Annotated in this window: 10 protein-coding genes; 8 read left to right on the top strand and 2 right to left on the bottom strand. The window is 69.5% G+C overall.

All coding sequences use genetic code 11. From position 1 onward, the window contains the following. The 8 genes from VHB27_RS01640 to VHB27_RS01605 all read left to right on the top strand — a co-directional run. Window positions 1-672: GntR family transcriptional regulator (locus tag VHB27_RS01640; RefSeq protein WP_325597050.1), on the top strand; the 672-nt coding region annotated here is incomplete at its 5' end. Continuing rightward, window positions 672-1,868 carry a mannonate dehydratase gene (uxuA, locus tag VHB27_RS01635; protein WP_325597048.1) on the top strand — a complete coding sequence of 399 codons (1,197 nt, stop codon included), beginning with the start codon at window positions 672-674 and terminating at the stop codon, window positions 1,866-1,868. The genes VHB27_RS01640 and uxuA, both read left to right, overlap by 1 nt. After that, entirely contained in the window at window positions 1,865-3,271 is a 1,407-nt protein-coding gene (locus VHB27_RS01630; protein ID WP_325597046.1) for a mannitol dehydrogenase family protein, read from the top strand. The genes uxuA and VHB27_RS01630 overlap by 4 nt, the downstream gene beginning before the upstream one ends. A 13-nt stretch (window positions 3,272-3,284) precedes the next feature. Next, window positions 3,285-4,124: a transporter substrate-binding domain-containing protein gene (locus VHB27_RS01625; protein ID WP_325597044.1), complete on the top strand. Its 840-nt coding sequence runs from the start codon at window positions 3,285-3,287 to the stop codon at window positions 4,122-4,124. Window positions 4,125-4,142: 18 nt separating this feature from the next. Beyond that, complete coding sequence (locus VHB27_RS01620) at window positions 4,143-4,808, top strand: amino acid ABC transporter permease (RefSeq protein WP_325597042.1); 666 nt, start codon at window positions 4,143-4,145, stop codon at window positions 4,806-4,808. Further along, complete coding sequence (locus VHB27_RS01615; RefSeq protein ID WP_325597040.1) at window positions 4,805-5,464, top strand: amino acid ABC transporter permease; 660 nt, start codon at window positions 4,805-4,807, stop codon at window positions 5,462-5,464. Before VHB27_RS01620 ends, VHB27_RS01615 begins: the two co-directional genes overlap by 4 nt. After that, window positions 5,461-6,201, top strand: coding sequence for an amino acid ABC transporter ATP-binding protein (locus tag VHB27_RS01610; protein ID WP_325597038.1), 741 nt, complete (start codon window positions 5,461-5,463; stop codon window positions 6,199-6,201). Before VHB27_RS01615 ends, VHB27_RS01610 begins: the two co-directional genes overlap by 4 nt. Window positions 6,202-6,349: 148 nt before the next feature. Then, window positions 6,350-6,787: a hypothetical protein gene (locus VHB27_RS01605; protein ID WP_325597036.1), complete on the top strand. Its 438-nt coding sequence runs from the start codon at window positions 6,350-6,352 to the stop codon at window positions 6,785-6,787. A gap of 124 nt (window positions 6,788-6,911) precedes the next feature. Here the strand turns inward: VHB27_RS01605 and msrB are convergent, their stop codons facing one another. Both msrB and VHB27_RS01595 read right to left on the bottom strand, forming a co-directional pair. Then, on the bottom strand, window positions 6,912-7,313 hold the full coding sequence (gene msrB, locus VHB27_RS01600; protein WP_325597033.1) for a peptide-methionine (R)-S-oxide reductase MsrB: 402 nt from the start codon (window positions 7,311-7,313) through the stop codon (window positions 6,912-6,914). A gap of 67 nt (window positions 7,314-7,380) precedes the next feature. Continuing rightward, window positions 7,381-9,223 (bottom strand): xanthine dehydrogenase family protein molybdopterin-binding subunit (locus VHB27_RS01595; protein ID WP_325597031.1); only part of this gene is annotated, 1,843 nt, incomplete at its 5' end.

Below are 9,223 nucleotides of genomic sequence, written 5' to 3'. Positions count from 1 at the left end.
TACGCCCGCCTGCGCGACGACATCCTGACCGGCGCGCTGCGCCCCGGCCAGGCCCTGTCGGAAACGCGCCTGGCAAGCGAGCACGGCATCAGCCGCACCCCGGTGCGGGAGGTCTTCCAGCGCCTCGTCGGCGACGGCCTGCTGCGCGTCGTGCCGCAGGTCGGCAGCTTCGTCGCCCCGATCAACCTCGCCGCCGTCGCCGACAGCCAGTTCATCCGCGAATCCCTGGAATGCCACGCCGTCGCGCGCGCGGCCGAACGGATCTCGGACGCGCAGGCCAGGACCCTGCGCCGGCAGGTCAGCCAGCAGGCCCGCGTGGTCCAGGCCGGCGACCAGAACGGCTTCTTCCGCCGCGATGAGGAAATGCACCGCTTCATCCTGACCATCGCCGGCCATCCCAGCGTCTGGGACCTGATCGCCTCGGTGAAGGCGCAACTCGACCGCGTGCGGCACCTGTCGCTGGAGGACCGCACCTGGCTCTCGATGATCTTCCGCCAGCACCAGGAGATCGCCGAACACCTCACCGCCCGCGATGCCGCCGCTGCCGCCGCCGCGATGAAGCAGCACCTGCGCACCGTGTTCGCGGCGATCGAGCGGATCGCCGACCGCCACCCCGATTTCTTCGAACATCCCCCGGCACACCCGACCGCAAATCCCTTGGAGACCGCTTGATGGAACAGACATGGCGCTGGTTCGGCCCCGACGATGCCATCCGCTTGCCGGAGATCAGCCAGACCGGCGCGACCGGCATCGTCACCGCGCTGCACCACATCCCCTATGGCGTCGTCTGGACCCAGGAGGAGATCGCCCGCCGCAAAGCGATGATCGAGGACGATGCCGGACTCGGCCTGCGCTGGAGCGTGGTGGAAAGCCTGCCGGTCGCCGAACCGATCAAGCAGGCCGAGGGCGACCTGTCCGCGCTGTTCGACAACTATCGGGAATCGCTGAAGAACCTGGGTGCGCAGGGCGTCACCACCGTCTGCTACAACTTCATGCCGGTACTCGACTGGACCCGCACGCAACTGGCGGTCCCGATCCGCGGCGGCGGCACCGCGCTGCGCTTCAACGCCCATGAATACGCCGCTTTCGACTGCTTCATGCTGGGCCGCAAGGACGCTGAGGCGGAACACGCCCCCGATGTCCTGGCGCGGGCCAAAGCCTGGTTCGACAGCGCGTCGGAGGGCGACAAGGACACGCTGCTGGCCACCATCATGGCCGGCCTGCCGGGGGCTTACGACCGGTACGACGTCCCCGGCCTGCACCGCATGCTGGACCGCTACGCCGACATCACCGCCGAGGGGCTGCGCGAGAGCCTGGCCCGTTTCCTGCGGGAAGTCGTCCCGGCGGCCGAGGAAGCCGGCGTGCGCCTGTGCATCCACCCCGACGACCCGCCGCGGCCGCTGTTCGGCCTGCCCCGTATCGTTTCCAACCAGGACGACATCGACTTCCTGCTGGACGCCGTCGACAGCACCGCCAACGGGCTGACGCTCTGCACCGGGTCGCTGGGCGCCGGCCCTGCCAACGACCTGCCGGCGATGGCGGAACGGTTCGCCCCGCGCACCCATTTCGTCCATCTGCGCAACGTCAGCAAGGAACCGGACGGATCGTTCCAGGAAGCGGAACACCTGGGCGGGGACGTCGACATCGTCGCCGTCATCGCCGCCCTGCTGCGCGAGCAGGGGCGGCGACGCGAGGCCGGCGACCCGAACTGGCGCCTGCCGGTGCGGCCCGACCATGGGCACGAACTGCTGGACGACAAGCAGCGCAAGACCCATCCCGGCTATCCGCTGGTCGGGCGCATGCGCGGCCTGGCGGAGCTGCGCGGCGTCATGACCGCGCTGGCCTCGGTCGAGAATCTGCCGCTGTGACCCAACTGTCGCGCGCCGCCCTCGCCGCGCTGCCGGCCCGGGTCCGCCGGCCGGACTTCGATCCGGCCCGGCTTGGCACCGGCATCGTGCACCTGGGCATCGGCGCCTTCGCCCGCGCGCATATCGCCGCCTTCACCCAACCCTTGCTCGCCGCCGATCCGTCCTGGGGGATGCTGGGCGTCAGCCTGCGCCGGTCGGACACGCGCGACGCGCTGGCGCCGCAGGATTTCCTCTACACCCGCGCCGAACGCGACGGGACGGGCGAGCGGCTGGAGGTGATGGGCGCGCTCACCGGCATCGCCGTCGGCGCCGCGGACGCCCTGGCGCGGCTGGTCGACCCGGCGGTGCGGATCGTCACCATCACGGTGACCGAGAAAGGCTATGGCCGCGACCTGGACGCCGCCGCCATGGGCCGCGACAGCATGCCAGGCCTGCTCGCCACCGCCCTGCACCGGCGGCGCTCGGCCGGCGTCGCGCCCTTCACCGTGCTGAGCTGCGACAACCTGCCGTCCAACGGCGCCGTGACCCGGGACGTCGTCGCCCGCTTTGCCAGGTCCATCGATCCGGGCTTCGCCCGGTTCGTCGCGCAGGACGTCGCGTTCCCCGACAGCATGGTGGACCGCATCGTCCCCGCCACCACGCCGCAGGACCGCGCAGGCGTCGACGCCGCGCTGGGCGTGACCGACGCCTGGCCCGTGATCTGCGAACCCTTCACCCAATGGGTGATCGAGGACCATTTTCCGCAGGGCCGCCCCGCCTGGGAACGATCCGGTGCCGAACTGGTCAGCGACGTGCGGCCATACGAGGACATGAAGCTGCGCCTGCTCAACGGCAGCCACTCCTCCATCGCCTATCTCGGCCAGCTCGCCGGGTGGGAGACGGTGGCGGATGCCGTCGCCGAACCGGCGCTGCGGGCGCATATCGCCGCGCTGATGCAGGAGGTGGCGGCGACGCTGGCGATGCCGGCGTCGGTCGACCTCGAGGGTTACTGCCGGGCGCTGCTGACCCGCTTCGCCAATCCGGCGCTGCGCCACCGCACCGCGCAGATCGCGATGGACGGGTCGCAGAAGTTGCGCCAGCGCCTGTTCGCGCCGGCGCTGGTCCGGATGGAGAAGGGCCTGCCGGCGCCCCGGATCGCGCTGGGGATCGCCGCCTGGCTGCGCTTCCTGCAGGGCCGGGCGGACGATGGTTCGGCGCTGGGGCTGGACGATCCGCAGGCGGACCGGCTGCGCGCCGCGGCAGCCAATGCCCCGGATCCGCCGGCGCTGTGCCGGACGGTGTTCGCGATGGAGGACATCGTTCCGCCGGCGCTGGCGGCGAAGACTCCCTTTCGCGACGAAGTCCTGGCCGCCCTGGCCAGGATCACGGAACGCGGCGTGCGGGAGGCGCTGCGAACAAACTGACGGAGGAAACGACATGATAACAAGACGTCCAAGACTGATGACGCTGGCGGCCGCTCTGCTGCTGGCTTTCACCACGCTTTCGGCCCGCGCGCAGGACGTGCCGGCGCCGGGCGCCAGCCCGCGGATCGATGCCATCAAGAAAGCCGGCGTCCTGCGCGTCGCCGTGCTGGCCAACGCGCCCTGGCTGGTCGAGAACACCACCGGATCGGGCGACCACTGGTCCGGACCGGCCTGGCTGCTGGCCAAGGACTATGCCAAGCGCCTGGGCGTGAAGCTGGAGCCGGTGCTGGTTTCGCACGAAACCAAGGTCCCGGTGCTGGCCGCCAACCAGGTGGACATCACCATCACCCCGCTGGCCGAGACGCCGGACCGGGTCAACGTCGTCGATTTCATCCTGTATTCCAACACCTCGGTCTGCATGTTCGGCCTCGCCAGCAACCCGAAATTCGCCAGGGCGAAGACCGTCGACGACCTGAACGCGCCTGACGTCACCATCGCCTACTTCATCGGCGCGGCGGAGCAGGGATGGGTGAAGGAGCGGTTCCCGAAGGCCAAGCTGCTGGGGGTGGCCAACACCGGCGCGACCGCGCCGCTGGAGGACATCATGGCGCACCGGGCCGACGCCGCGCCGATCAACCGCATCCCCTATGTGCCCATGAGCCGTAAGGTGAAGGGGCTTGCGGTGCTGCCCTCGGCCAACAACTGCCAGGACAGCACCGAGAAGGCGCAGCCCGTCGGCATGGCGATCGACAAGAACCAGCCGGTCTTCCTGGCCTGGCTGCGCGCGGTCGCGAAGTCGATGCAGCCGCAACTGACGGCAGCCGAACAGCAGGTCGTCGAGACGATGAAGTAGCCCGCGGGGATCGCCATCATGGACCTTGATTTCTCGCCCGTCATCGACAGTTGGCGGTTCCTGCTGGGCGGGCTGGGCTATACGGTCGCGCTGGCGATCCTGACGGTGCTGTGCAGCCTTGTCGTCGGCGGCGCGGTCGGACTGGCCCGGTCCTTCGGGCCGGCCTGGCTGCGGGTGCCGCTGGTGTTCTACATCGACTCCATGCGCGCGGTGCCGGTGCTGGTCGTGCTGGTGTGGTGCTATTTCGCGCTGCCCCTGCTGACCGGCGTCACCCTGCCGCCGTTCTGGGCCGCGCTGGTGGCGCTGACCGCGCAGGTGGCCGCCTTCGTCGCCGAGATCGTGCGCGCCGGCGTCGGCTCCGTCCGGCCGGGGCAGACCAGGGCGGCGCTGGCCCTGGGGATGTCGGGGGCCCAGGCGATCCGGGAGATCGTCCTGCCGCAGGCGGTGGTACGCATGCTGCCGGCGTTCGGCTCCATCATCTCCATCGCCATCAAGGACACCGCGATCGCCAGCGTGATCGCGGTGCCGGAATACATGAACCGCTCGCAGACCGTCGCGGGGCAGAGCTTCCGCCCGGTCGAGGTGTTCATGGTCACCATGGCCGTCTACTTCATCATCCTGTTTCCAACGACACGGATCGTGGACATCGCCTATGCGCGCCTGGCACATCTGGGGCGGTCATGAGGTTCGACTGGTCCGTCGTCCCCGCGCATGCCGGCGCGCTGGTCCAGGGCACCGAGCTGACGGTGTTCCTGGCGGTCGTGACGATGGCGATCGCGATCCCGGGCGGCGTCGTGCTGGCGCTGATGCGGCTGTCCGGCTCCCGCCTGCTGGTCGGCCTGAGCGCCGCGTTCACCGAGTTGTTCCGCAACCTGCCGCTGATCCTGGTGATCTACGCGGCCTATTACATCCTGCCGATGGCCTCCGGCGTGGCGTTCCCCCCGGTCGCCACCGGGTTGATCGCGCTGTCGTTGAACGTTTCGGCCTATAACGGCGAAACGTTCAGGGCCGGCATCGCGTCCATCCGCCGGGGCCAGGGCGAAGCGGCGCTGGCGCTGGGCATGAGCCGCACGCAGGCGATGCGGGAGGTCATCCTGCCGCAGGCCGCGCGCCGCGTCCTGCCGGTGCTGGCCAGCACCTGGGTGTCGCTGTTCAAGGACACCTCGCTCGTGTCGGTGATCGCGGTCAGCGAACTGGCCTATACCGCCATGAGCATCCGCGCGCAGACGTTCCGGGTGATGGAGATGCTGACCGCGATGGCCGCGATCTACTGGGCCTTGGGCTACCCGCAGGCGAAACTGGTCGACTGGCTGAACCGCAGGTACGGACTGAGCGAATGACGCCCATCCTTGAATATATCAACGTACGCAAGCGGTTCGGCAGCTTCGTCGCGCTGGACGGCGTGTCGCTGCAGGTATGGCCGGGGCAGGTGGTCTGCCTGATCGGCCCGTCCGGCTCCGGCAAATCGACGCTGCTGCGCTGCACCAACGGCCTCGAAACGATCCAGGAAGGCGAGATCCGGCTGGAGGGCCAGCCCTTGCCGCGCGACCCGCGCCGGATGCGCGCGCTGCGCCGGCGCATGGGCATGGTGTTCCAGAACTTCGAGCTGTTTCCCCACCGCACCGCGCTGGCCAATGTCATGAGCGGTCCGCTGACGGTGCTGCGCCTGCCGCGCGCCGAGGCGGAAGAACGGGCGATGGCGCTGCTGCGCAAGGTCGACCTGGCGGACAAGGCACAGAGCTACCCGTCCAACCTCTCGGGCGGCCAGCAGCAGCGCGTCGCCATCGCCCGCGCCCTGGCGATGCAGCCGGAGATCATGCTGTTCGACGAGCCGACCTCGGCGCTCGATCCGGAAACGATCGGGGAGGTCCTGAACGTGATGAAGCAGCTCGCCGAGGAGGGCATGACCATGGTGGTCGTTACCCATGAAATGAACTTCGCCCGGCGGGTCGCCGACCACGTGGTGGTGTTCGAGCGCGGGACGATCATCGAGCAGGGGCCGCCGGCACGGATCTTCGATGCGCCGCTGGTCGAGCGGACCCGGGACTTCCTGAGTCACTTGAAATGGGAAGGGTAGGAGATTGATGGACCAGGTGAAAAAAGGGAGGCAACGCATTGACAGGACCGGCCGTGTGGTCCTGCCCTCACACGGCAGGTTGGCAGGCCGCCTCGGATCGCGATAGGCTTCCTGCACGATCCACGAAAAGCGCATTCGGGAGTGAGACGTGCCTGACGACACCTCGTTTGTATGGCCCGCGGCCGGCGCCATTCAGGTGACATCGCTGCCCAGCGGCGGTTGCAACATCAAAATCACATTCGCGGACAAGGGTGTCGTGCGATCGATCGGCAAGGGCCGGGTCGTCAAGGCGAAATGCGTCCCGTCGAAGCGGATCGCCCAGCAATACGACATCACCGTCCGGCACGGGAACGATTTCGAAAGCAGCTACAGCATCGTCGACCAGACGCCTCATTCGGCCGCCGAAATCGCGAGCCAGCTCAACGCGCTGGGGCCCTATGTCGAGAGCGGCGGAGAGCTCTACAACATCAGCAATGGCGGGTTCCTGCACTTCCAGCTTTTCCGCGCCGGCAAGCTGGTCGATCCGCGGGAGTACATCAAGGCGCCGCAGGACGGTCCGGTCGAGACCCCCGAACCACAGGCATAGATACAATCCGGGCGCCGGCGCGTCCCTGGTCCCGGCCGGACCTCCGAGACCTTCGCCCTCTCGACGGGTTCAGGCCATGGCCGACCGGAGAGCGGTCCGAACCGCCCTCAGGCCGCCACGCGCGCTAGGCCGGGGCGAAGTTCATCGCCACGCCGTTGATGCAGTACCGCAGCCCCGTCGGCGGCGGGCCGTCGGGGAAGACGTGGCCCAGGTGGCTGCCGCAGTTCGCGCAATGCACCTCGGTCCGGATCATCCCGTGGCTGCGGTCCGTCGTCGTTTCCACCGACCCTTCGAGCGGCTCATCGAAGCTCGGCCACCCCGTGCCGCTTTCGAACTTGCGCTTGCCCTGGAACAGCTTCTGCCCGCAGCCGGCGCAGGTGAACGTGCCAGGGCGCTTTTCCTGCAGCAGCGCGCAGGTGCCCGGCCGTTCGGTGCCGTGGGCGCGCATCACGTAGTACTGCTCCGGCGTCAGGATGCGGCGCCACTCGGCGTCGCTGTGCGTGACAGGATACTGGGTGTCGTTCATCGGTCCTGGTCCTTCGTCGGTGCCCTGAATGTCGGCACGCCCGCGGCGCGCGTCAACCGCCCCAGGATCAACCTCCAGCGTCATCCGCCGGCGTCAGCCGGTAAAGCTCGTCCGCCATGAACGGCGTCCGGCGCAGCCGCACGCCGGTCGCGTCGCGGATCGCGTTGCCCAGCGCCGCTGCCACGGGGTTGTAGGGGCTTTCGCTCATGGACTTGGCGCCGAGCGGGCCGACCGTGTCGAAGGTCCGGGCGAACAGGACCTCGGTGGCGGGAATGTCGGCGAAGGCGGGGACGTGGTAGCCGCGGAAGGTCGGGTTGGCCACGCGCCCCGCCTCGTCGACCAGCAGGCGTTCGTACAGCGCCGCGCCGATGGCCTGGGCGACGCCGCCTTCCACCTGTCCCCGGCACTGCATCGGGTTGATCACCACCCCCGCATCCGCCGCGTGGACGCTGCGCAGGATGCGGATCTCGCCATAGCGCCGATGCACCGCGACCTCGAACGCCTGCACGTTGAACGCGACGGAGCGGGGGGTGCCCGCCGCGTGCCCGGTCCCCTCCAGCGGGGCGAGTTCGGCCAGCGCGATGCGCCGGGGGCCGGCGGCGACATGGTCCGCCGCCAGCCGGCAGGCCTGCCGGTCGACCCCGGCCAACGCCGCCGCCGCATCCAGCATCGCCGCACCCAGCGCGGTCGCCGCCGCCTTCGTCGCCGAACCGGCGACCACGGTGCCGGTGCTGCCGAACGCACCGGTGTCATGGGCAACGACATCGGTATCGGACTGCCGCACGCGCACCCGGTCCGGCGTGGTGCCCAGCAGGCTGGCGGCGATCTGCGTGTGGACGGTGGTGGTGCCGTTGCCGAACTCCGCGGTGCCGACGAACAGGTCGTAGCATCCGTCCGGGCACAGCCGGATGCGGCAATCCGCGTGATGGCCGCGCGGCGGAACGGTGTCGATCATCCCCGCCGCCATCCCGCGCCCGACGAGCCAGTCCTGCCCCGGCGCCGCCGGCGGTTCGGCGGCCAGCCGCCGCTCCACCAGGTCGAGGCACTGATCCAGGCCGTAGCTGCCATATTCGACGTCGTGCGGACCGGTATCGAGCGAAACCATCGGGTCGCCCGGCCGGACGACGTTCAGGCGGCGGAACGCGAACGGGTCGAGGCGCAGCATGCGGGCCAGCTCGTCCATCGCGGATTCGACGGCGAAGTTGGTCTGGCTCAGGCCATAGCCGCGAAACGCCCCGCTGGGCATGGTGTTGGTATAGACCGCATGGCCGTCAATCTTCTTGTTCGGGCAGCGATACAAGGCCACCGCCTCGCCGGCGCCGTGGAACAGCACCCCCGGCCCGTGATTGCCGTAAGCCCCGGTGTTGGACAGCATGTGCATCGCGATCGCCGTCAGCCGCCCGTCCTTGCGGGCGCCGATTTTCACCGTCACCCGCATCGGATGGCGGGTGGTCGAGCCGGTGAACTGCTCTTGCCGCGTGTACTCCAGCTTCACCGGCCGGCCGGTCTTCAGCACGGCGAGCGCGACGACGTCCTCGGCCAGCATTTCCTGCTTGCCGCCGAAACCCCCGCCCACGCGTTCGGCGACGACCCGCACGCCGTCGCGCGGCAGGTCGAACAGCGCGCATAGAGCGTCACGGGTCAGGAACGGGGTCTGCGAGCTGGTGCGGATGACCAGCCGCCCGTCCGCGTCGCGCCAGCCGATCGCGCCGTGGGTTTCCAGGTGCGCATGCTGCACCCGCTGCGTCGTGTAGACGCCGGTATAGACGGCGTCGGCTTCGGCGAACCCGGCTTCGACATCGCCGATATGCCCGTGCAGCTCCGCCACGATGTTGCGCGACGGGTCGGCGATGCGGGCCGACGCCGGCTTGTCGTGGATCACCGGCGCACCGGGCCGCTTCGCCGCCTCG

This window comes from Rhodopila sp., assembly GCF_035548235.1.
GTDB lineage: Bacteria > Pseudomonadota > Alphaproteobacteria > Acetobacterales > Acetobacteraceae > Rhodopila.
This window is presented reverse-complemented; position numbering and strand designations above follow the sequence as displayed.

Bases quoted from the DNA above. Each gene is read 5' to 3' on its own strand.
- uxuA (WP_325597048.1), top strand. From the start codon at position 672: ATGGAACAGACATGGCGCTGGTTCGGCCCCGACGATGCCATCCGCTTG.
- VHB27_RS01625 (WP_325597044.1), top strand. From the start codon at position 3,285: ATGATAACAAGACGTCCAAGACTGATGACGCTGGCGGCCGCTCTGCTG.
- VHB27_RS01620 (WP_325597042.1), top strand. From the start codon at position 4,143: ATGGACCTTGATTTCTCGCCCGTCATCGACAGTTGGCGGTTCCTGCTG.
- VHB27_RS01615 (WP_325597040.1), top strand. From the start codon at position 4,805: ATGAGGTTCGACTGGTCCGTCGTCCCCGCGCATGCCGGCGCGCTGGTC.
- VHB27_RS01610 (WP_325597038.1), top strand. From the start codon at position 5,461: ATGACGCCCATCCTTGAATATATCAACGTACGCAAGCGGTTCGGCAGC.
- msrB (WP_325597033.1), bottom strand. From the start codon at position 7,313: ATGAACGACACCCAGTATCCTGTCACGCACAGCGACGCCGAGTGGCGC.